Source organism: Porphyromonas gulae DSM 15663 (assembly GCF_000378065.1).
GTDB classification, from domain to species: Bacteria; Bacteroidota; Bacteroidia; order Bacteroidales; family Porphyromonadaceae; genus Porphyromonas; species Porphyromonas gulae.
In genome coordinates, this window is sequence record NZ_KB899149.1 from 102,364 (window position 1) to 123,687 (window position 21,324).

18 protein-coding genes are annotated in these 21,324 nt (G+C 52.0%); 9 read left to right on the forward strand and 9 right to left on the reverse strand.

Annotated features, from left to right (window positions below):
- The first annotated feature begins 27 nt into the window (after positions 1 to 27).
- The 8 genes from dnaN to F452_RS0101705 all read left to right on the forward strand — a co-directional run bounded on the left by dnaN (position 28) and on the right by F452_RS0101705 (position 8,329).
- Positions 28 to 1,161: a DNA polymerase III subunit beta gene (gene dnaN / locus F452_RS0101670; RefSeq protein WP_018964531.1), complete on the forward strand. Its 1,134-nt coding sequence runs from the start codon at positions 28 to 30 to the stop codon at positions 1,159 to 1,161.
- 12 nt (positions 1,162 to 1,173) lie between these two features.
- Positions 1,174 to 1,953, forward strand: a complete 780-nt coding sequence (locus F452_RS0101675) for a 3'-5' exonuclease (protein ID WP_018964532.1) — start codon at positions 1,174 to 1,176, stop codon at positions 1,951 to 1,953.
- A gap of 25 nt (positions 1,954 to 1,978) precedes the next feature.
- Positions 1,979 to 3,193 (forward strand): bifunctional phosphopantothenoylcysteine decarboxylase/phosphopantothenate--cysteine ligase CoaBC, encoded by a 1,215-nt coding sequence (gene coaBC / locus F452_RS0101680; RefSeq protein ID WP_018964533.1) that lies wholly within the window; start codon positions 1,979 to 1,981, stop codon positions 3,191 to 3,193.
- Positions 3,190 to 4,098, forward strand: a complete 909-nt coding sequence (porD, locus tag F452_RS0101685) for a type IX secretion system protein PorD (RefSeq protein WP_018964534.1) — start codon at positions 3,190 to 3,192, stop codon at positions 4,096 to 4,098. Before coaBC ends, porD begins: the two co-directional genes overlap by 4 nt.
- Before the next feature lie 14 nt (positions 4,099 to 4,112).
- Complete coding sequence (recN, locus tag F452_RS0101690; RefSeq protein ID WP_018964535.1) at positions 4,113 to 5,768, forward strand: DNA repair protein RecN; 1,656 nt, start codon at positions 4,113 to 4,115, stop codon at positions 5,766 to 5,768.
- Positions 5,765 to 6,517, forward strand: coding sequence for a 23S rRNA (guanosine(2251)-2'-O)-methyltransferase RlmB (gene rlmB, locus F452_RS0101695; protein WP_018964536.1), 753 nt, complete (start codon positions 5,765 to 5,767; stop codon positions 6,515 to 6,517). The genes recN and rlmB overlap by 4 nt, the downstream gene beginning before the upstream one ends.
- A 22-nt stretch (positions 6,518 to 6,539) precedes the next feature.
- The gene (locus tag F452_RS0101700) at positions 6,540 to 6,920 is read left to right on the forward strand and encodes a RidA family protein (protein WP_018964537.1); all 381 of its coding nucleotides are present in this window, start codon (positions 6,540 to 6,542) and stop codon (positions 6,918 to 6,920) included.
- Between the two features lie 206 nt (positions 6,921 to 7,126).
- Entirely contained in the window at positions 7,127 to 8,329 is a 1,203-nt protein-coding gene (locus F452_RS0101705; protein WP_018964538.1) for a C1 family peptidase, read from the forward strand.
- 121 nt (positions 8,330 to 8,450) lie between these two features.
- On the opposite strand, the gene F452_RS0101710 is transcribed toward F452_RS0101705, so the two are convergent.
- From F452_RS0101710 to F452_RS11835, 5 genes are all read right to left on the reverse strand, one after another.
- A complete protein-coding gene (locus tag F452_RS0101710; protein ID WP_018964539.1) occupies positions 8,451 to 10,487 on the reverse strand; it encodes a M3 family metallopeptidase in 2,037 nt (678 codons plus the stop codon).
- A 16-nt stretch (positions 10,488 to 10,503) separates the two neighbouring features.
- The gene (locus tag F452_RS0101715) at positions 10,504 to 11,988 is read right to left on the reverse strand and encodes a DUF3943 domain-containing protein (RefSeq protein ID WP_026292099.1); all 1,485 of its coding nucleotides are present in this window, start codon (positions 11,986 to 11,988) and stop codon (positions 10,504 to 10,506) included.
- 31 nt (positions 11,989 to 12,019) lie between these two features.
- Positions 12,020 to 13,855, reverse strand: coding sequence for a C10 family peptidase (locus tag F452_RS11095; protein ID WP_018964541.1), 1,836 nt, complete (start codon positions 13,853 to 13,855; stop codon positions 12,020 to 12,022).
- Positions 13,856 to 13,941: 86 nt separating this feature from the next.
- Positions 13,942 to 14,136 carry a hypothetical protein gene (locus tag F452_RS0101725; protein WP_018964542.1) on the reverse strand — a complete coding sequence of 65 codons (195 nt, stop codon included), beginning with the start codon at positions 14,134 to 14,136 and terminating at the stop codon, positions 13,942 to 13,944.
- Entirely contained in the window at positions 14,126 to 14,218 is a 93-nt protein-coding gene (locus F452_RS11835) for a DUF1661 domain-containing protein (protein WP_160224176.1), read from the reverse strand. The genes F452_RS0101725 and F452_RS11835 overlap by 11 nt, the downstream gene beginning before the upstream one ends.
- Here F452_RS11835 and F452_RS11250 point away from each other — a divergent pair.
- Positions 14,187 to 14,336, forward strand: coding sequence for a DUF1661 domain-containing protein (locus F452_RS11250; RefSeq protein WP_152567039.1), 150 nt, complete (start codon positions 14,187 to 14,189; stop codon positions 14,334 to 14,336). The genes F452_RS11835 and F452_RS11250 overlap by 32 nt on opposite strands.
- Positions 14,337 to 14,362: 26 nt before the next feature.
- Here F452_RS11250 and F452_RS0101735 read toward each other — a convergent pair whose 3' ends face one another.
- From F452_RS0101735 to F452_RS0101750, 4 genes are all read right to left on the reverse strand, one after another.
- Positions 14,363 to 16,837 carry a glycosyl hydrolase family 95 catalytic domain-containing protein gene (locus F452_RS0101735; RefSeq protein ID WP_026292100.1) on the reverse strand — a complete coding sequence of 825 codons (2,475 nt, stop codon included), beginning with the start codon at positions 16,835 to 16,837 and terminating at the stop codon, positions 14,363 to 14,365.
- 26 nt (positions 16,838 to 16,863) lie between these two features.
- Positions 16,864 to 18,657, reverse strand: a complete 1,794-nt coding sequence (locus F452_RS0101740; RefSeq protein ID WP_018964545.1) for a right-handed parallel beta-helix repeat-containing protein — start codon at positions 18,655 to 18,657, stop codon at positions 16,864 to 16,866.
- Positions 18,658 to 18,785: 128 nt separating this feature from the next.
- Positions 18,786 to 20,153 (reverse strand): TolC family protein, encoded by a 1,368-nt coding sequence (locus F452_RS0101745; protein WP_018964546.1) that lies wholly within the window; start codon positions 20,151 to 20,153, stop codon positions 18,786 to 18,788.
- Entirely contained in the window at positions 20,150 to 21,256 is a 1,107-nt protein-coding gene (locus tag F452_RS0101750) for an efflux RND transporter periplasmic adaptor subunit (RefSeq protein ID WP_018964547.1), read from the reverse strand. Before F452_RS0101750 ends, F452_RS0101745 begins: the two co-directional genes overlap by 4 nt.
- Positions 21,257 to 21,324: the final 68 nt, after the last annotated feature.

Genomic DNA, 21,324 nt, shown 5'->3' on the forward strand with positions numbered 1-21,324 from the left:
TGTAAGAAACCAATAAATATATACACAATGAAGTTTGAAGTAGCCAGCAACGTGTTGTTGCAACACTTGCAATTGATTGCCCGCGTCATAGCTTCACGCAGTACACTTCCAATTTTGGAGTCTGTCCTTTTCGAGCTGGAGGGGGATCAATTACGTCTTACCGCGGCCGATATGGCTAATCGGATGAGTACGGAACTTACCGTGAACAACGTAGGGGGCGAAAACGGTTCTTTCGCCGTTCCCGAACGAATCTTACTTGAACCGTTGAAAGAACTGCCCGATCAGCCTATCTCTTTTGAGATAAATATGGAAAGCAAAGCGGCTGAGATCGCATACAGCAACGGGCATTACAGTTTTGTGGTACAGGATGCTTCGACCTATCCGGTGGCAGCTTCTTTGTCTCCTGAAGCCATCGTTTCTATCGTGAAGGCCGAAGCCTTGCTCAGCGGCCTTTCGGCGACCCTTTTTGCTACCAGTCAGGACGAACGCCGGCCGATCATGACAGGAGTCTATCTGGATTTCTTCGAAGACAAATTGGTTTTCGTAGGCTCGGATGGACAGATCTTGGTGAAGCAGGAGGATGCCAATGTACAAAGCCGTCAGCGCAGTGCTTTCTGTCTGCCGAGGAAGGCCTGTCTTCTGCTGCGCAATGTCCTGCCCCGACTGGAGGGCGATGTGACGCTCACTTACGATAGCAACTATCTCCATATAGAGCTTGGCAATTATACGCTCAGGGCACGCCTGCTGGAAGGTCGTTATCCGAATTATAATAGTGTAATACCCACGAGCAATCCTTTCTCCGTGAAAGTGGATCGTCTCCAGCTGCTATCGGGAGCCAAGCGTGTATCCATCTTCTCCAATCCGGCTACGAGTATGCTGCGGATGGAGTTTACACCTGCCGGCATCCGCTTGTCGGCCAATGATATAGACTTCTCTGTGGCAGCCGAAGAACATGTGCCGGCAGAATGTCCGGCCGATATCAATATGCGTATCGGATTCAAGTCGGATGTCTTTCAGACCATTCTGCAAGGAATGTCATCGGAAGAGGTGATCATGACTCTGGCAGATCAGACCCGTGCCGGTCTCATCCTACCGGCAGAGAATGCACCGGGTATCAGCCTCTGCAATTTGCTTTTGCCGATGAAGTTGATCGGCGAATAACAACACAATCGAATGAAATTGAATCTGAAAAATCCACTGGTCTTCTTCGACCTCGAAACAACGGGCGTGGACTTGGTACGTGACAGAATCGTCGAAATTTCTATTCTGAAAGTTATGCCTGATGAGAGTGAAGAGAGCAAAACAAGGCGTATCAATCCCGAACGTCCTATCCCTCCCGAATCGACAGCTATTCACGGCATCACGGATGAGGATGTGAAGGACTGCCCTCCATTCCGTTCGGTGGCCAAAAGTCTGGCGCAATGGATAGAAGGCTGTGACTTGGCCGGCTTCAATTCGACGCGATTCGATGTGCCGATACTGGTGGAGGAGTTTCTCCGTGCCGGAGTGGACATTGACCTTCGCCGGAGAAAGCTCATAGACGTTCAGACGATTTTTCATAAGATGGAACCTCGCACATTGGAGGCGGCCACTCGTTTCTATTGCAACAGGACTTTGGAAAATGCACATTCGGCCGAAGCCGATACACGCGCTACCTACGATGTATTCAAGGCTCAGTTGGATCGTTACGAGGGAACATTGGAGAACGATATGGCTTTCTTGGCCGACTTCTCTCGCCAGTCTCGCAACGTAGACTTTGCTGGCCGATTGGTTTATGACGATAATGACAACGTCATCATTAATTTCGGTAAGTATCGTGGCCGTAAAGCTCTGGATGTATTGCGTACGGATTCTGGCTACTACGGCTGGATCATGGACGCGGACTTTACACTGAATACGAAGCAGGAATTTACCCGCTTGCGTATGTCTCTGAACAATCCCGGGACCAAATAAACAAGCATAAGAGAACCTCGTACAGATGAAATCATCTTTGGCCGGCAAGCACATCGTCCTCGGTATCACGGGGAGTATCGCAGCCTATAAGGCTGCCGTTCTGACCCGCCTGCTCATCAAGAAGGGGGCTGAAGTGCAAATAGTCATTACTCCTGCCGGCAAGGAGTTCATTACTCCCATCACTCTCTCGGCTCTGACATCCAAGCCTGTCATCAGCGAATTTTTCTCCGGACGGGATGGCACATGGAACAGCCATGTGGATCTCGGTCTCTGGGCGGATGCTATGCTCATCGCTCCGGCCACAGCCTCTACGATAGGCAAGATGGCACATGGGATCGCCGACAATATGTTGGTAACCACTTACCTTTCCGCCAAGGCTCCCGTGTTCGTGGCTCCGGCTATGGATTTGGATATGTTCCGACATCCGAGTACGCAACGCAATATCGAGATACTGCGCTCTTATGGCAATCATATCATCGAGCCGGGCGAGGGCGAATTGGCCAGCCATCTTGTAGGAAAGGGGCGGATGGAAGAGCCGGAGCGCATTGTGGAGATACTGGAGGCTTTCTTCGATGGGAGCGATCGCAAACCGCTCCTTGGAAAGAACGCATTGGTTACAGCCGGCCCTACATACGAGAAACTCGATCCCGTACGTTTTATCGGCAACTACTCTTCCGGAAAGATGGGCTTCTGCATAGCCGAACGTTTGGCCGAATTGGGGGCTTCGGTTACGCTTGTCGCCGGCCCTACTGCGATGCAGACAGCCATGGAAGGGATAAACCGTATCGATGTGGAGAGTGCCGTGGAGATGCTCGAAGCCTGTCGGAAACCTTTTGAAAAGGCCGACATAACCGTCTTGTCCGCAGCTGTAGCTGACTATCGTCCGGCAGAGCAGGCAGAGAAAAAGATGAAACGAGAGACCAAGGGCGACTTCGACCTCCGCCTAACCGCAAATCCGGATATAGCGGCTACGCTCGGAGCACTCAAACGTGCAGGACAGCGGTTGGTGGGTTTTGCTCTGGAGACGGACAGTGGGGAGCAAGAGGCTATGCGCAAGATGAAAGCCAAGAACTTGGATGCAATAGTACTGAATTCGCTTTCCGATGAGGGAGCCGGATTTGGAGTGGGTACGAATAAGATCACCGTATTCGGCAGTGACGGCCGACCATCGGAATATCCGCTCAAGAGCAAGGCCGAGGTGGCCGAAGATATTGTGGACTATATAATCGGATTGGGATGAGAATGAGATTGTGGTGGGGGCTGTGGATCTGCCTGTTTTTCTGTACGGCCTCTGCTGTAAGTCAGGAGCTGAATGCCAAGGTAACCATCAATAGCGAACGTCTTGGCAGTAATGCCAATGCGGAGGCGTTCAAGACGCTGGAGCGTCAGCTCACAGATCTCCTCAACCTGACCCGATGGACAACGGCCACATTCAGTTTTGCTGAGCGTATCGACTGCACCTTTTCCATCAACCTTACCCAGGTGAAAGACGAAAGTCAATACAAGGCCGAACTCTTCGTTACTTCTCGTCGCCCTGTTTACAACTCCTCCTATTTTTCTCCTCAGCTTATCTGGCGGGATCAGGAACTGAACTTCGAATACAACCAGTTCGATCCCATCGAATATAATGAGACGGATCTGCAAAGTAATCTGGTAGCCTCCGTCGTATTCTATGCCTACTTCATATTGGCGATGGATTTTGACAGCTTCAGTCCTTTGGGAGGCAATTCGGCCCGTTCTATGATGCGTCAGATCGTAGCCAGAGCACAGGCCAAACAAGACTGGAGCGGCTGGAAAGCTTTCGAGAGTACCAAGAATCGCTATGCCCTTGCCGAGGCTATGAATGATGCCGAATTGGAGACTTTGCGCAAGTTTTGGTATGATTATCACCGACGGGCATTGGACGAAATGGTCGGCAATCCCAATCGCGGACGCACTACGGTATTAGAGCTGTTGCCTCAGCTGGAAGCTGTTTACAAGGTACGTCCCATGTCGCCACTGCTTTCCATCTTTGCGGCTGTGAAGCTGGATGAGATCGTGAATATATTGTCGAAAGCCAATGCTTCGGAAAAGCAGGATGCATATAAAATACTGAACAAGGTATTCCCGACTGAGGGAAACAAGCTGAATCCGCTCAAAAAATAATCCTCTTTTTCGGGATGTTAGCCTCTTTGCATATTGCCAACTACGTTCTGATCGACCGGCTTGATATTGATTTTGCCCCTCATTTTTCTGTGATCACAGGAGAAACCGGTGCAGGAAAAAGTATTCTCTTAGGTGCTTTGGGGCTGCTTGTCGGGGGGCGTGCCGATACTTCGGCTATTGCACCCGGTACAGATCGCTGCATAGTAGAAGGGCGTTTTACTGGATTCGTTCCGGAGATGAAAACCGTATTGGATCGCTACGACTTGGACTTCGATCCGGACGAATGCACTATCCGCCGCGAAATATCCTCCAAAGGCAAAAGTCGCGCTTTCGTAAATGATACGCCTGCTCCATTGACGGCTCTTCGTGAGTTGGCTGACTTCCTGATCGACATCCATTCTCAGCACAAAAACCTCCTGCTCGGTGACAGCTTATTCCAGCTCAACGTACTGGATGCTTATAGCGGAAAACCCGATTTATATACCGGCTACAGGAAGGCCTATCGGGTGTATGCCGAAAAAAAACAAAAGCTGGAAGACCTTCGTAAGGCAGCCACCGCGACAGCATCGGAGTATGACTATTGGCAGTTTCGTTTCGAGCAATTGGATAAGGCCGGTCTCGAATCGGGAGAAGAAACTCGTTTGCAAGAAGAGCAGTCCATGCTGACGCATGCCTTGGACATTAAAAGAGAGCTGGGGCGTTCCTATAGCCTTCTCTCCGACGATGAGGGAGGACTACTGTCGGGGCTGAACAAAGTGGAGGATGCTTTGGTCTCCATAGAGAGCTATTATCCCGACTCGGTTTCTTACCGACAGCGAGTACGCGATGTTCGAATAGAGTTGGCCGATATTGCATCGGATTTGGGGCGGCGTTCGGACGATGTCTCCTACGAACCGGAAAGATTGAATGCTGTGACGGGTAGGCTGGATGAAATTCACTCGCTCCTGCATCGTTACAATGCCGATAGCAGCGATGCTCTTATTGCCATACGAGACGATCTGACCGAACGCCTCTCAAGGATCAGCACCGATGAAGAAGAGATAAGCCGACTTGAGCAAGAAGTCCTAATCCTTTATAAGGAGATTGAGGCCAAGGCATCGATGTTGACCGAAGAACGTATTCGGGCGGCTTCTGCTTTGGAAACCTCTTTGTGCGAATCCTTGCGCAAACTCAATATGCCTCATGTTCGTTTTGTCGTTGATATTCGCTCGACAGAATATGGCCCTCACGGAGCAGACAAGGTCGTTTTTTTGTTTTCGGCGAATAAGCAGATGGAGCCGGAGCCGGTATCGGAGATTGCTTCAGGAGGAGAGATCGCTCGCCTGATGCTATGCCTGAAAGCTCTCATTGCGGACAAACGTTCTTTGCCGGCCATCGTTTTCGATGAGATAGATACCGGCGTATCGGGTGAAGTGGCTGACCTCATGGGAGAGATTATGGCTCACATGGGGCGAGGTATGCAAGTGCTCGCCATCACGCATCTGCCCCAAATAGCAGCTCGTGGGGAGCGGCACTACTTTGTCTATAAAGATGAAACAGGCGAACGGGCGCGCACTTTCATTCGGGAATTGACCTCCGAGGAACGGATACGAGAGATAGCCCGCATGCAGAGCGGAAACAACCTGACGGATGTGGCCCTGGCCGCAGCCAAAGAGCTTTTAGCAAGATGAAGAATGACAAAATGATATTCGGCCTGCACTCCATATCGGAGGCCTTCGAAGCAGGCAAAGAGATCGACAAGATCTTTATTCGTCGGGGGCTCAAGACAGAGCAGATCGATGCAATCATTCGAGAGGCCGCAGAGCGGTTCGTGCCGGTGATGCATGTGCCGACAGAGAAGTTGGACAGGCTTACCTCCAAGAATCACCAAGGGGTAGTAGCCATTCTTTCTGCCATCGAATATACTCGTTTGGATCAACTCATACCGATGCTCTATGAAGAGGGTAAGACACCCTTCCTCTTGCTACTCGATGGTATCACCGATGTGCGAAACTTCGGGGCTATTGCTCGTACAGCAGAGTGTGCAGGGGTGGATGCCATCATTATTCCCGAAAGAGGTAGCGTTTCGGTGGGTGGAGATGCCATCAAGACTTCTGCCGGAGCCTTGCATCGTATTCCGGTTTGTCGCGTGACTTCTATTCCGGGAGCCATCCGTAGCCTGCAAGAATACGGTATACGCATAGTCGCTGCTTCGGAAAAGGCAGCAGATCTATATACCGATGTGCCCATGCAGCTGCCTTTGGGTATAGTCATGGGTGCGGAGGATGTCGGGCCATCGCCCGATACGCTTAGGATGGCTGACGCCATAGTGGCTATTCCGCAGATGGGGGCCATAGGCTCGTTGAACGTCTCCGTTGCGGCCGGTATCGTTATTTACGAGGTAGTGCGACAGCAAAGACTGCAATCATCAAATTCATAATCCAAATAAAAAACAGTACGCAATGAAAAAGGTAATCAACACAAAGAATGCACCGGCCGCAATCGGGCCATACAGTCAGGCTATTCTAGTAGGTAATATGCTCTATGCTTCCGGACAATTAGGTCTCGATCCCGCCACGGGGAATTTTGTTCCCGGCGGAGTAACAGAGCAGACCGAACAAGTATTCAAGAACATTCGAGCTATCCTCGAAGAAGCGGGACTCACAATTGCCAATGTGGTAAAGACCACTTGTTTTTTGGCCGATATGAGTGATTTTGCAGCGATGAATGCCGTTTACGAGAAGCAATTTACCGGCGACTTCCCTGCTCGTTCTGCTGTTGCCGTTAAGACGCTGCCGAAGAACGGATTGGTGGAAATAGAGATCATAGCGATCAAAGACTGATCTTAGATCTCCTTCCACCTCATGACGAGAGGCTGTGGCGAAAGGAATTTTTTCCTTCGCCACAGCCTCTTTCTTTATACCTAAGCCGCTGTATGGGATATTCCCTCTTGTTCGGACGGTCGGTATTTAGGAATCGAATGGGTAGATATTCTTATATTTGCGACTATATGAGAAAATCACTCACCATTAAAAATCAAAAACATAGAATGAAGAAAACGCTTTTGCTCGCTGCGGCAGTTGTTTGCAGCGGTTTCGTCGTACAAGCTCAACAGAAGAGTGCTGACGTTGTAGAGAATCGGTTCACTACTATTAAAGAAGTGCCCATTACGCCGGTGAAAGATCAGGCCAATTCAGGTACATGCTGGTCATACTCTGCATTAGGATTCCTCGAAAGCGAAATCCTCCGTATGGGAAAACCTGCAGTGGACTTGGCCGAAATGCACTCCGTAGCTCAGTCCTACAAGGACAAGGGTGAGAAGTATGTGCGTCTGCACGGTAAGCTGAACTTCGGACAGGGCGGCTCTTTCTACGATGTTCTTTATGTGGTGAAGCACTACGGCGTCGTTCCGCAGTCAGTCATGGAAGGCCTGAACTATGGTACGAAGAAGAATGCACACAGCGAATTGGCCGACGGTGCTCTGGCTTACCTCAAAGCTATCGTGACGAACCCTAACGGCAAGCTCACTCCTGCATGGAAAAAAGCCTATGACGGGATCATCGACAGCTACCTCGGCACATGTCCTGAAACTTTCACTTATGAAGGTAAGACCTACACGCCGAAGAGCTTTGCTCAGTATCTCGGCCTTAATGCCGACGACTATGTATCGCTGACTTCTTACACACATCATCCTTTCTACACACAGTTTGCTCTCGAAATCGAAGACAACTGGCGCGGCTCTCTCTCCTATAACATGCCCATCAACGAGCTGATGGAGACGATGGAGTATGCCATCAACAACGGCTATTCCATCGCATGGGGTTCGGACGTAAGCGAAGTGGGCTTTACGCGTGATGGTATCGGCGTATTGGCCGACGTGGAAGGCATCGAAGCCAAAGGATCGGATCAGGATCGTTGGGTAGGATTGAGCCGTGCCGAAAAGCAGGCAGAGATCGTTCGCACGGTTAATAGTGCCGATTGTCCCGAAATCAACCCCACACAGGAGTTCCGTCAGAAAGGTTACGATGAGTACACCCTCACCGATGACCACGGTATGGTTATCTATGGTATCGCCAAGAACCAGAACGGACGTAAGTTCTTCATGGTGAAGAACTCATGGGGCGAAACCGGTAAGTACAAGGGCATCTGGTATGCTTCTTACAACTTCGTAGCCGGTAAGACGATGAATATCATCGTGCACAAGAAGGCTATCCCTGCAGCCATCGCCAAGAAGCTCGGCATTCGCCAGTAAATCATATCCCCTGCTATCTTAGAAGCAGGTACCCAAAACAGGACAAAGACAGTAAGCCCGAAAGTGATACGTCGCTTTCGGGCTTACGTTTTGCGTGGTACTGAGACTGTGTGAATGGGAGCTAAGCCAAGCCGGTACGCTTCAGCAAGGGAGCAATGTCCGGCTCATGTCCGCGGAAAGCTACATACAGTTCCATGGCATCAGCCGTATCGCCTCTCTCCAATATCTCACGACGGAAACGACCGGCTACCTCGCGATCGAAAATGCCCACTTCCTTGAAAGCTGCGAAAGCATCGGCATCCAGCACTTCCGCCCATTTGTAACCATAGTATCCGGCTGCATAGCCTCCCGAGAATATATGACCGAAGGCCGTGCTCATCACGGCATTCGGGGGTGAAGGGGGCAGGATAAGAGCTTTCGACCAAGCGGCCTCTTCAAAAGCCTTGATGTCCAATTTGTCATCCACCGGAGCAGATAATCCGTGCCATGCCATGTCGAGATAGCCGAAGCTGAGCTGACGGCATGCGCCGCTTGCTGCGAGGTAATTCCGTGCCGAGAGGAGTTTCTCCACCAATTCCCGAGGCATAGGTTCATCCGTTATATAATGGCGGGCAAAGGTGTCGAGGAACTCCTTCTCCGTCAGCCAGTTTTCCATTATTTGGCTGGGAAGCTCCACGAAGTCACGGGCTACTGAGGTGCCGGACAAGGAGCTGAAGCGGCATTTGGACAGCATGCCATGCAGGGCATGACCGAACTCGTGCAGGAAAGTCTCCACCTCACCTGCCGTCAGGAGCGAAGGCTTGTCCGCCGAAGGAGGGGTGAAGTTCATCACGATGATAATGTGCGGATGCTGATGCTCGGACTGATCTCGGAGGTTGTTCATCCATGCTCCGTTTTGCTTGCCTTCGCGTGGGAAGAAATCCGTGTAGAGCAGACCGATATAAGAGCCGTCCTCATCCGACACTTCGTACACCTTTACATCCGGATGATAGACCGGCACATCCGTCCGTTCGGAGAAATGAAGCCCGTACAGTCGGTTGGCCAAGCCGAAGATACCACGTGTGACGCGCCCTAATTCGAAGTATGGGCGCATCATCTCATCGTCCAGATCGTAGTGGGCCTGTTTGTACTGTTCTGAGAAGTATGCCCAATCCCATGGTTGTATCGTGAAGTTATCGGCCTCGGATGTCTTGTTGGCAGCCCATTGGCGGATCATCTCCAACTCTTCTGTCGCTTTGGGTTTGTACGCATCCAGTAGTTTGTCCAGCAGCTCTTGGACTGCTTTGGGGTTCTTGGCCATTCTGTCATGAAGGGCAAAGTGGGCAAAGGTGTCGTAGCCCAAGAGCCGGGCCTCTTCGAGACGGCCGTTCACCATTCTACGGACCAGAGCCTCATTGTTATACTCATTGTCTACGAAGCCCACACACATTTTCGCTTCATACATCTGCCGGCGCAGGTTCCCATCGGGACAGTGCTTCATAAAAGCAAAATAGCTCGGAGCAGAAAGGTCGAAAAGCCAACCGTACGTATAGCCCTCTCGCCGGGCTTTCTCCGAAGCGAGTGCAAGAGCCGTCTCGGGCATCCCCGCCACAGCTGCCGGATCGCTGAGGTGGAGTTTGTAGCGTTTCTCGTCCTTGAGCACATTCTGTCCGAAGGTCAAGGACGCCATACTCATCTCTTCGGACAGGGTACGCAGCCGGTCTTTTTTCTCAGTAGGAAGGAGTGCTCCACTATCGACAAAGCCCCGATAGCAATTGTACAGAAGGCGTTTTTCTTCCTCCGATAGCTTTTCTTTCTCATCGCTCTCCCATACAGTCCGGATGCGCCCGAACAAGGGTTCGCTCAGGGCTATATCCGTACTGAGACGGGTCAGTTCGGGCATTATCTCTTGGGAGAGATTCATCAGTTCGTCGTTGCTGTCGGCATGCAGGAGATTGAAGAAAGCTCCACAGACAAGCTCCAGCTTTTCGCCACACAGCTCCAGTGCTAAGATCGTATTGGCGAAAGTCGGCGGTTCGGTACTGTTGATGATGGCATCTGCTTCTGCCCGTTTTTCTGCTAAGGCATACGCGAATGCTTCCTTGAAGTCCGCTATCGAAATTTTGTCGAAGGGGTAACTGCCGAAAGGCGTATCGAAGGGTTGTAAGAAGGGATTCATTATTAAAGATTGGGGATTAGAAATGAAATCCGACACGCAGCTGTATGTCGCCGGTATCGAATGACACGTTTGGGTAGAATTTGTAGGCTGTTTTGCGGATGAATCGACGCCCCACGATGGCTACATGCCAAGGCCCCGGATGGAATGCAAACTCCGAACTCGTCACCAGCAGGCACGCTTTGCTTTCGTCGCCCTGCACCAGAAAAGAGCTGACGTCGCTCTTTCCCTGTTCAGGTTCTTCGTGTCCGATCCATGTATATAGGTGGTAGGTCTCTAAACCGATGAGCAAACTCCAGAGATCGTTGTATGTAGCTCCCAGAAATGCCTTGCCGCTGAATCCGGTGCCGAGGTTATAGTCCCGATTGTCCACGTTGTAGTGATCCGAGAGACTGGCACCCATCGGTACGGCATTCAGGTAGGTTTCGGCATACAGATGCAGAGGCCTATGCCTCAGTCTCCCACGATGCCGGAAGATAAGGCCGCCACCCAAAGCCGCCACTTGCGAGATACGGTAAGGGGTGACGAGTATCTCTTCCGAATTCTTGCTTATGCGTTTTTCCGAATTGTAGTAGTCGAAGTGCTGAAAGAGACCTCCCACCAAAACCGTTCGTTCGCGTGCGAGCAGCTGGAGTCCGCTCAGGATCCCGATCAGATTGATCTGGCTCAGCAGAGGTTGCGATTCGGAGAAGCTCAATCCGGCTTTGAATTGGAAGAAATCGTATGGAGAGAAAGTTTCGCTTCGGAATGGATCGCCGTAGTCGAATCTCAGATTCAGGGTCAGAGCCGTGGCACCGGTTCGGGCATGCCGCTTGTCCGCCAAAAACCGAAAGCCTGCATCGACGATGATATTTATAGGGACAGATTGGAACACGCGGCCACTCCTACTTCCCACGGAAGTGACCTCTCCGGCTGTCAAGCGGTTGAGAAAGCGCATCGGATTGATCAGTGCTGCAGCTACCTCACGCCCCGTACGTTCCCATCCTGTGGTTCGATTGTCTATGAGCAGATCGGACAGTCTATGCCCCATCTCTCCCAAGGCTACACCGCCTATGGTCGTGGCAAAGAGGTCGTTGATGCTGGGCGGTTCGGTCTCCATGAGCAGCTCCCACATCAGACTGCCGAAGAAGGCAAAGGGAGCAGAGTGCCTGAAGCTCAGACCGTTCGACCTCGCTGCATTGAAGTAGAGGGATCCGTGATAAGGATGTGCGAAGAGGTTGGTGACGAACTTGTCATTGTCCCAGCCGAAGCCTGTCTGGAAGTTGTTCTTGATCGTCTGCCAGCTGATGTCTGCAAAGTCTTCGTTCATGATGTAGTGATCGAAGCCCCATACAGCCAGATTCACACCTATCGTTTTGCCGATGGCGCGCCAAGGACGTTTGGACAGTGTCGAAAGCGAGTCGGTACGCAATTCAAGCCCTTGTGCCATAGGAAACCGCTGAGCGGAAAGTCCGATGGAAGAGAGTATGTACAGTAGTAGCAGCGATAGAAGCCTTCTTTTCATCTTTGTTCTGATGCCTGGAGGATGTGTGGTACTAACGTTTGACTATCTTTTCGGCCATGGTGCCGTCGTGAAGGAAGTAGACCCCTGCCGGAAGGTGATGCAGGTCCATGCGCACAGTCGTAGCGGATGTCCGGGCTTTGGCCACTACTCGGCCTTCATTGTCGAACAGGTATATCGTCCGCCCCTCCGGCAGACTCTGCGGATATTCTACGGTAATATGATCCGATGCAGGATTGGGATAAACCCTATACCCTGAGCCGATCGGTCCGATGGCATTAGACCCTTTCAGATAGGCGCGCAGGTAGAAATTGAGATCCAACTTCGTATCCCTTCTGTTGATGGAGGCGAAAGGAGCACCTTCCGATGGATTCATGACGTACAAATCGCCCTTGCCAAGCATGGCCGGACCGGCATCGATACCCATGGGATAGCCTTTTGAGGCATCGGCCGTGTAGCCTATGTACAGATCTTTGCCCGATGGGATGACAAAAGGCGTAGAGAGTTGTACGCGGAAAGGATCCCCGGCCTTGAATCCCGTCACCTCCTGCTCGAACAGCAGCTCCTGCCGAGACGCATCGCCCCATATGCAGAGGCGATACGAGCACTGCTCCTCGCCGGGGAAAATTTCGATGCTTTCGATGCTTTTTCCCCCATGAGGAAGCAGATCTGTAGCCGTATAAAGATGGGCTACGGCATATTCCATCTTTTTATTCTCGCCCATGTAGAGAAAAGGCTTGGTACTCCACGAAAGGATATTCTCGTCTATCTCCTCTATTGCCGGACGGATGTTTGTGATCATAATGGCATTGTCGTTGTAGCCACGCTTTTGGCTTTGCGGATTGAAGAAGCCGAGCGAATAGTAGCCATCGGCATAGCCTTTCCATCCCCAGTTGATATGGATACGCCCTTCCGCATCTATTCCGTCCAGCACGAATATATGTCCGCCGTATCCGTTGGTATTGGCCAGATATATGATCGGAAGCCCTCGCTCCATATCCGCTGCGATATAAGCATGCCATTCGTCCTGCGGAACCTGATGCACCACCTGATTGCGTGAAAAAGATTCATAGCCGAAGTAGCGGCGGAGGCAGAAGTCCAGTTTGTGGATGTATGCACTGCTGCCACCGGCACCGTAATTCATCTGCATCCCCACACCGCAAGCCAGCATCAGATTGGCAACGGCTTTGGCTTCGAGGGTGCTGTATGCTCCCTCTTCGTAAGTGTCTATCATATTGTCCCAATCCAAGGGAATGGTGTCGAGGCTCATTGAAATCGCTATCTGGCTGTTGGAAGTCGTGTAGTCGATCTGTCCTGTAGCTTTCTCGGGGTAACGATAATGAGCCACTACCTGCGCCATCGATGTAGCTCCGCAACCGGTGGGGGACTGGCTTCCATTGACGAGGGGCGTAAGCAAGTTGAAAGGGGCATTCTGTCCCCACTTCGTGCTTAGCAAAGGTCCTGTCGGGTTGTAGCTGCTTCCGCGTGTGCCATCATCGGAGGCATCCGAATGGATCGAAAGCAGTGCTTTGAGAGCCGGAGGTGCCGGCTCGTAATCGAACCGCCCTTCTCGGCTATAGCCGAGTATCTGTGTAGGAGCACTTGTCCCGGAGGATACGAGGACAAACCCTTCCCGATCGCCTATGTTGAAGGCGGAAGCCGGAATGCCGGCAGGGAGGGCTGCTCTGGAAAGGCTGAGCGTCTCTCTCTCCGGATATAGCCGCCGGGCGTATTCCCATGCCACCCGTTCATCATCGGGCATAGGCGACTGTGCTTCGATAGTCGATGCGTGGATAGCAATAAAAAGAAGAGAGAAGAATAATGATCGGAAGCCGGAGGCTTCTCCTTTGAAAAAGTATTTTAGCAGCATTGCCCAACGAATGTCTTATATATTTTCGTCCCAAAAGAATAAACGAAGATAAACAAATCTATCCCAGTTTTTAGCGCAGCTTTACTTTAGATAGCACGAACAAAAGCATAAAAGCCTGCCAAAAGCTTCCCACCCCAATACCACTCCCCCATCATAAGCGAACCGAAGAGGTCAATAGGGCGAGTTCTCCATAGGAGGTCCGACGAGTGGCCGGAGCGTCCTGTACGAACCGATTTGAAAGACATGGGGCTGTCATCTGTATTGCAGCGTCTACGCACCATTTTTTTCTCTATTAACCTGCCAAAAAATGTGGCGCGAGAAAGTTTTCGTTTTGGTTCGAGAAGTAAAAAATTCTCGCGCCAAAACGAAAAAAATCTCGCGCCGTTTCTTCAGGATTCACGCGCCACAATCGGAGCGTTTTCGGCTCGTATTTCGTATTGCCGAAAACGTCCGTTCGTTCTTCTTCGAGGCAGACTGCTGACGAAGTGCGAAGACGTGACGATCAGGTCAATTCATCATCAAATTTCCATCGAGGATATACTCCCGGCCTGCAACGGTTTGGAATGTCTTGGTAAGGGAGCCGTAGCGCAGCGTGCAGGGGGAGCCGCTTTTGGAGAGGATGGTCGCTCGGGTGAGTTTCCCGTCCGCCCATTCAAGGGCGATCTCGAAGTTGCCTCTGGCACAAAGTCCGCTCACACTCCCGTCAGCCCATGCATCAGGCAGAGCGGGCAGCAAGTGGATGAAGCCGAGATGGCTCTGGAGCAACATCTCGGTGACACCTGCCGTGCCGCCGAAATTGCCATCTATCTGGAAGGGCGGATGCGTATCCCAGAGGTTGTCCAATGTGCCGTTTTTCAGCAGATTGCCGAAGAGCATATAAGCATGGTTGCCATCGTGCAGGCGCGCCCACTGGTTCAGCTTCCAACCCATACTCCATCCCGGAGCCCCATCGCCTCGGTGTTCGAGTACGATGCGTGAGGCTTCGGCCAACTTCGGGGTAGTGATCGGAGAGATCGTACTGCCCGGGTGCAGGCCGAAGAGATGGTTGACGTGGCGGTGGCGGCTTTCCGGATCGTCTATATCCTCCGACCATTCCATGAGCTGTCCATAGCGACCGATTCGATAGGGGGCAAGCTTTTTCAATACAGACTCCCACTGCTTGCGCTCCTGCTCGTCTACACCCAATACCTCGGCGGCTTCGATGGCATCGGCCAGCACTTCCCGAATGACTGCATGGACAAAGGTCGCCCCCTCGTCCACCGGCCCATGTTCGGGCGATGTAGAGGGTGCAGCGGTGTAGGAGCCGTCAGGCTTTTTCCATAGATAATCCACTGCGAAACGGGCACTGCTCTTGAGGAGTTCGTACCCGGTCTCACGCAGAAATCGGATGTCGCGCGTATAGTCATAGTAGTCCCATACATGCGTGGCCAGCCACGGGCCGGCCATGGGATTGAAGTTCCAAGACATGTCCGTGCTTTCCAGCGGAGAGGTGAAGCCGAATATATTGCCGGATATGGAAGCTGTCCAACCTCGTGCTCCGTAATAAGCTTGTGCAGTCCGTTCGCCGGGCTTGACCAGTGTGCGGATAAAATCGATGAGGGGGTGTACGCATTCGCTTAGGTTGGCAGGGCAAGCCGGCCAATAGTTCATCTGAAGATTGATGTTGTTGTGGTAGTCCACTCGCCAAGGGCCGTCCACATTGTTGTGCCACATCCCTTGCAGATTGGCCGGCAGATTCCCCGGACGAGAGGAGGCAATGAGCAGGTATCGGCCGAATTGATAATAAAGCTCCTCCAAGCCGTAGTCGGGTTTGTCGGCGCGATACTCTTTGAGTCGTTGGGGGGTGGGCAGATCGGGAGATGCCGCCGTCGGGTTCAGGCTCAATCTGACACGATCGAATAGCGATGCGTAGTCAGCATAATGTTCCTGCCACAGAGCTTCATATCCTTTGGATAAGGCCCGGTCTATCCACGTACGGGTCGTTTGCACAGGATCCGTACCGACATAGGTCTTCGGATCGGAGAAGTCCGGATCGAAGTTGATACGATAGTCCGTATCGGCCGTTACATAGAATACAACTTCGTCGGCATCCCGAACGGAGAGCTTACCGTCTGCATTCGATACGGTACCTCCTCGTGTGGCAACCCGTATGCGGACGACGAATTGCATCCCGTTGTTATCCAGCGTGCCCGTGTAGATGAGTCCGTCGTCCCCGGCGGATGCCATTCGTCCCGTAGAAAGGGGGTTGGGAGCGTAGCTGAAAACGAGGTTTTGTCTCTTGGCGCGATTGGCGGAGAACCGCATAACCATGACATTGGCGGGATAAGAGATAAAGAAGGAGCGTCGATAGTCCGTGCCGGCCATACTGAATTGCACCACGGCCAGAGCCGAATCTATCGACAGAATACGCCGGTATGAGTCGGGATCGTCTTCGTTCAGATCGGTTTCCACATAAAACTCGCCCATCGTGGTGAAGTTGCCGAATCGAAAAGGTTTTTCGCGCGAAGCTTCGTAGGGAATCTCGCTGTTGAAATTCTCTCGAGTAAGCCGTTCTGCCACATCTTTTTTCCCTTCTGCAAATGCTTTTCGTATGGCAGGCAGGAGGTGGGCCGACTGTTTGTTCACATTCCAATAGTAACCGGCTCCTTTAGCCGTATTGGGGCCTCCTCTCCACAGTGTCTTTTCGTTGAAAGTGATACGTTCGGTCTTCACCGATCCCATGATGTTGGCACCGATACTTCCATTGCCGATAGGAAGGGAGCAGGACTCCCATTCCCGGTCGGGATTTTGAGCGGTGTCGCCTGCCGTTTCGGGTTTGTTGTCCCCGCTCCACATTTCGGGGCGGCCCCCGTACCAAACGGCACGCCCTTGCAGGGTATTAGGCGTATCGAACCGGATGATGAGACCTCTCCTATAATCGGAGGCCCTTACAAGGGCTGATGTAAGCAAGAGGAAGGATAAGAGGACAAAGCGTTTTGCCATGATGTATGCAAGTATGACGGTTCTTTCTATTCGGTAATCCTCACCCTGTTGGTCCGTTCGAGCAGGAAGCGACTGCGATTGGGGTGGAAGGGTCGGTATCGGGTATTTACCTCTATGCGGTTGTTCCTGAAGACCAGTCCGTCCACCGACTTGGCGTACAGGATGGGGAGGTCGAACGTGTCGAATACATTGTCTTCGATCAGGATGCTTTCCTCCTCTCCTCCGTGGAAGAATCCTTGCTGGGCATCGAGTCGAGGTATTTCGGGGTAGATGGAGATAATGGCATTGGTGAACTGGAACAGATTGGTCAGCGCATTGACGAAGCGATTGCGACGGATGACTACCCGACGGCAGGCTCCCGTTTCGTACCAGCCGTTGCAATCGCCGCAGAGCAGGATGGCGGTTCCCGATGTGTGATCGAAGAGATTGTTTTCCACCAAAACAGGACGAGGTGTGCTGAACAGTGTGCCGCGAGCGCGATTGTTGCGGATGATGTTGTCGGAGAAGATGACTTCGGGAGTCCATGAAAGGTTTTCCACACCGAATCCCTCTCTCTCGTTTATATCGGGATGGATCGGCTCGCTAAAGGAGAGGACGAACTCGCGTACACCCTGTATCGATTCGCTATCATGGGGGCGGATGGCCACTAACCGATTCTTTTCGCCGATCAAATCCATTGTTGCCGAACGAATGAATTGCACGCTGTCGCCCACTTGTCCCCAGTCGAATCCCCACGATTGAGGGTGCATATAGCGTCCGATGAGGGTGTGGTCGTCTATACGGCGGACGACTTTGAGGTAGGTGCCGTGGACATTGATGGCATCGTCCATCATATTTTCGTAGAGTCCACCCGTTGAGACGATTCTCCCCTTACAAGCGGAGAAGTGGGTGGCATCGGCCTGTGTGGTGAAGTAGCGTGGATCATCCTCCCCTTTCAGGCAGACGTTGAAGGATGAGAGATTGATATTTTCGCATAGCTGTGCCAGCAAGCCCATTCCCTCGGCATAGTGTATGCGGATATTTTGTAAGAGGGTATTCCGATTGCCCGCCATGAAGATACCCGGAGCGGGACGAGAGTATGTGCGCATGGCTACCACAGTTCCCGGTGTGAGGCGTGTATCTTTCCAGAGGGGAGCACGAAGGGTACGGGTGCCAAGTTCTTCTACTCCCTGTGTGGAATAACCGAGGTCGCCGGTTCTATAGACCAGATGCTTGCTGCCCGGCTCAAAAGCAATCCCCGAAATCGGACGAGCTGTCCATCCTTCGCCGTAGGTCTCGAAGAAACCGTCTTTGTCGATGCGGTACTTGACCCATGGAGCTACTTGGAAGAGCATTCCTTGCAGGCTGTCGCTCTTCAATATCTTTACCTGTCCGATATGCGGATTCTCGAAGTCGATACTGAAGTCGCGTAAGGTGCAGTCCGTGGAGTTCAAAAGAGAAAGGGGCAACATTCGTCCGTGAAAGACGAATTGTGCCCCTTGTCCGTCCAGTGTAAAGCGTTGGAATCCCTCCAAGGCCATGCCCACTCGCTTCGGATTGGTCTGATCGTGATTGGATATGTAATAGGTACGCGTTTCGGCTCCCTCCTCATGGAAATGATATGTGCCTGAAGAGAAACGCAGCACGATACTGTCTCCAGACCGGCATTCGGTTCGTATTCGGGCAAGCAGTTTGCGCAATATGGGCGATGCGTTCTGCTTCGTGCCGGCTTTCAGTCCGTAGTGGGACACATCATAGACTCGTACTTCGGATAAAGAGGGCGTGACGATAAGCAATGCCAGCAGAGCAAAGAGCAAGACACGTTTCGTTTTTGTCATCATAGCTGTACAAGAATTATTGCAGCGGACACCTCCTTCTTGAGAAGGAAGAGTCCGCTACGATGTCGGGATCCTGATGGATCTGATGAACACCTCACTGAGGGTTCAAAGATAGTTTTCTTAGGAATCTTTTAGAAGTCTATGCCCCGATAGAAGTCCAGAACCTTGGCTTTGTATATGAAGTCATACTTGGCACGAAGTTCTTCCACTTGGCTGAGGGCGTATTTCGTTTTGGCTTCGGCATATTCGTAAGCAGACAAGCGACCGGCCTCGAAGCTGTCCCGGGCATATTCGTATGCCTTGAGCGTAGCTGCCTTGCTGTTTTCGGCTGCTGCGATGGCTTTGTCGGCTGCCACTGCATTGCTGTATGCTTGCCTGATCTCTTTATAGAGGGCTTTCTTCTCTTCAGCCAGTCGGAGTTCGCTTGACCGCACTTGCAGGCAACTGCTTCGAATGCGGTCTTGCGTTTGCATGGCAGAGAAGATGGGGATATTCAAAGAGAGTCCGATGCTGTAGCTGCCGTTGTTCTTCCATTGTTCGGAGAAGGAGGGGGTGAGGGCGGCATACTCCTTGCCGAGGTCGCGGAAGTAACCGTTGCTGTATCCGGCGGAGAGGCTGAGCGTCGGGAAGTATGCTGCACGAGCCGAAGCCAGACCTTCGCGTGCCGAAGCTATTTGCAGCTCGCTCGAACGCAGTACCGGCTTCAAACCGAGAGCCGTACGATAGATTTCTTCGGGAGCAAGGAGAGATCCCAACCTTTCTGCTACGAGAGCATCTGTGTCGGGAGCCTTGACAGTAATGCTTTGGGGATGCTCCAGTTCGAGGGCTTGCCCCAAGTCCAGACGAGCCAGCTCCTCCTCGGATCGATATTGTACGAGGAGCTGTTCGTCCTTGGCCATCTGGGCATCTATGTCGAGGAGTCTACCCTCTGCCCATTTACCTACGCGAACCATTTCGGCCGTGCGATTGCGTTGCTCACGGATGAGTGCCAATTGTGTTTCTGCCGTCCGAGTCATTTCCTGACGGAAGAGCAGATTGATATAGAGGGCCGCGATTTGCAGGCTGAGGTCTTCACGCGCTTTTTGAAGTCGGGCTATGCCGTCCTCGACGTTGTACTTCTGCTGCTTGAGATCGTGCAGACGGCGCGTGCCGCTGAATACTTCCACCGACGCTCCGATGCTGAGATTGGTATTCATCGAGGAGCGATCTACGGTTACTCCCGTTTTGTCTTTCGAGCGTCCGAAACTGTAATTGTGTCCGATGCCGGCATTGACCGTGGGCAGGAAGCTGTGTCGTGCTGCATCGAGACCGATGATTCGGCTTTCTTGTTCGATCTCCTGTCTGCGCAGATTCAGGTTGCGCTCCTTGGCTATCCGGATACAGTCTTCCAGAGAGAGATCTGACACCGGATTGGCCGATACTCCGGATTCATTCTGTGCACGAAGCAAGGAGAGCGAAGATAGGACGGTCAGTGCCGTCAGAAGGATTGTCCGTCTCATTTCTTCTCTTCGGTTTTTTCTATTCCACGCACCTTTTCACCGACTTTAAGTCCGCTTTTGATTTCAATATTCGAACCGTTCGACACGCCGGTTTTCACCTGACGGCGTTCGGTCTGTAGCGGCTTCTCTGCTTTTACCACCTGCACAAAAGTGCTATCGCCACTGAACTCTATACAAGCTTCGGGTACGGCCGGTACGCCATAGGCTCCTTCGAGTACGATCTCAGCATTGGCACTATAGCCGGCGCGGATCACTCTATCGCTTGGAATATGTACCGAGGCTTTCACTTCGAATAGCACAGCTCCGTTCACGATGCTGCCCTTGGGCGCAAGGTATTCCACTGTGGCAGGAAAACTTTCTTTCCCCAATGCTCCCACCGAAATGCGCATGGGAGAACCCAGTCGAATACGACCTACTTCCGTCTCGTCTATCTTCCCGACAAAAATCAGATCGTTCATATCCGCTATCGAAGCGATGGTCGTTCCCTCGTTGAACGTATTGGCCTGAATGACCGAATTACCCACCTTGACGGGGACATTCAAGATCTTACCCGTTACCGTGCTGCGCACAAGCGTATTGCTCTGCTTGGCTGTACGGCTGCTGGCACCTTTCTTTACGATCTCCATGGCTTCACGCGCATTGGACAGCTCTTCTTTGATTTTGGCGAAATTCGCTTCGGCTGCCTCGAACTCTTCGCGGGCGATGACCGACTTGTCGAAAAGATCTTTGCTGCGAGTATAGGATTCTTTGCCTTGCTCGTATGAAATCTCCGCCATACGGACACGGCTCTCGGCCTGACTGAGCTGGATCATTTCCGGAACGACTGTGAGGCGAGCGATCACGTCACCGCTCTGTACCACATCGCCGGCTTCGTGCAGCAGTTCGGCTACGATACCGTTCATCTGTGGCTTGATGAGCACCTCATCCCGCGGCTCCACCGTACCGGTGATCACCGTCTTGCTCTCGATCGTGTCTTGCTTGGTTACCGTTTCGATTTGGTACTCTTTGGGTTTGGCTTTGGATTTTTGCCAGAGGAACATGAAGGTGCCGATCACTGCAACGGCCAACAGCACCCAAAGGAAGATCTTGAAATACTTTTTCATCTTGGTTCTTATCTTATTTGTTTTTCTTTATTTGAATTATGAAGGGGCAATAATCTAATGTCAAGGCT

Bases quoted from the DNA above. Each gene is read 5' to 3' on its own strand.
- coaBC (WP_018964533.1), top strand. From the start codon at position 1,979: ATGAAATCATCTTTGGCCGGCAAGCACATCGTCCTCGGTATCACGGGG.
- rlmB (WP_018964536.1), top strand. From the start codon at position 5,765: ATGAAGAATGACAAAATGATATTCGGCCTGCACTCCATATCGGAGGCC.
- F452_RS0101675 (WP_018964532.1), top strand. From the start codon at position 1,174: ATGAAATTGAATCTGAAAAATCCACTGGTCTTCTTCGACCTCGAAACA.
- F452_RS0101735 (WP_026292100.1), bottom strand. From the start codon at position 16,837: ATGGCAAAACGCTTTGTCCTCTTATCCTTCCTCTTGCTTACATCAGCC.
- recN (WP_018964535.1), top strand. From the start codon at position 4,113: ATGTTAGCCTCTTTGCATATTGCCAACTACGTTCTGATCGACCGGCTT.
- F452_RS0101745 (WP_018964546.1), bottom strand. From the start codon at position 20,153: ATGAGACGGACAATCCTTCTGACGGCACTGACCGTCCTATCTTCGCTC.
- F452_RS0101740 (WP_018964545.1), bottom strand. From the start codon at position 18,657: ATGATGACAAAAACGAAACGTGTCTTGCTCTTTGCTCTGCTGGCATTG.
- F452_RS0101705 (WP_018964538.1), top strand. From the start codon at position 7,127: ATGAAGAAAACGCTTTTGCTCGCTGCGGCAGTTGTTTGCAGCGGTTTC.
- F452_RS0101750 (WP_018964547.1), bottom strand. From the start codon at position 21,256: ATGAAAAAGTATTTCAAGATCTTCCTTTGGGTGCTGTTGGCCGTTGCA.
- F452_RS0101715 (WP_026292099.1), bottom strand. From the start codon at position 11,988: ATGAAAAGAAGGCTTCTATCGCTGCTACTACTGTACATACTCTCTTCC.
- F452_RS0101710 (WP_018964539.1), bottom strand. From the start codon at position 10,487: ATGAATCCCTTCTTACAACCCTTCGATACGCCTTTCGGCAGTTACCCC.
- porD (WP_018964534.1), top strand. From the start codon at position 3,190: ATGAGAATGAGATTGTGGTGGGGGCTGTGGATCTGCCTGTTTTTCTGT.
- F452_RS0101700 (WP_018964537.1), top strand. From the start codon at position 6,540: ATGAAAAAGGTAATCAACACAAAGAATGCACCGGCCGCAATCGGGCCA.
- dnaN (WP_018964531.1), top strand. From the start codon at position 28: ATGAAGTTTGAAGTAGCCAGCAACGTGTTGTTGCAACACTTGCAATTG.
- F452_RS0101725 (WP_018964542.1), bottom strand. From the start codon at position 14,136: ATGGTGCGTAGACGCTGCAATACAGATGACAGCCCCATGTCTTTCAAA.
- F452_RS11095 (WP_018964541.1), bottom strand. From the start codon at position 13,855: ATGCTGCTAAAATACTTTTTCAAAGGAGAAGCCTCCGGCTTCCGATCA.